Consider the following 645-nt stretch of genomic DNA (forward strand, 5'->3'; position numbering starts at 1 on the left):
TCGAGCTTCGGCTCGCCCTCCGGCTCCATGCCGAAATGCGCCAGGATCTCCCGGTCGAGGCCCGCCTCGCGATAGGAGAGCGGCACGGCGTAGATGGTGTCGACGTCGAGCGCCTCGATGACCGCGCTCTCGCGCACGTTACAGAACAGGCCGAGCTTGCGCCGCTCCTCCACCGGGATCGGCCGGTCGCAGCGGCAGAGCAGGATGTCGGGCTGGATGCCGATCGAGCGCAGCTCCTTCACGGAGTGCTGGGTCGGCTTGGTCTTCAGCTCGCCGGCCGAGGGAATGTAGGGGAGCAGGGTCAGGTGCAGGTAGCAGACGCTGCCGCGCGGGCGCTCCTGGCCGATCTGGCGGATCGCCTCGAAGAAGGGCAGGCCCTCGATGTCGCCGACCGTGCCGCCGATCTCGACCAGCACGAAATCGTAATCCTCATTTCCGTCGAGGACGAAGGCCTTGATGGCGTTGGTGACGTGCGGGATCACCTGGATCGTGGCGCCGAGATAGTCGCCGCGCCGCTCCTTGGTGATGATGTCGAGATAGATCCGCCCCGTCGTCACGTTGTCGGCCCGCGAGGCCGGCAGGCCGGTGAACCGCTCGTAATGGCCGAGATCCAGATCGGTCTCGGCGCCGTCGTCGGTGACGAAT

1 protein-coding gene is annotated in these 645 nt (G+C 66.8%); it reads right to left on the minus strand.

From position 1 onward, the window contains the following. A partial coding sequence (pyrG, locus tag MZTS_RS23645) for a CTP synthase (RefSeq protein ID WP_192285698.1) occupies positions 1–645 on the minus strand: 645 nt, incomplete at both ends.

The sequence above is a fragment of the Methylorubrum zatmanii genome (genome assembly GCF_014845115.1).
In the GTDB taxonomy this organism is placed as follows: domain Bacteria; phylum Pseudomonadota; class Alphaproteobacteria; order Rhizobiales; family Beijerinckiaceae; genus Methylobacterium; species Methylobacterium zatmanii.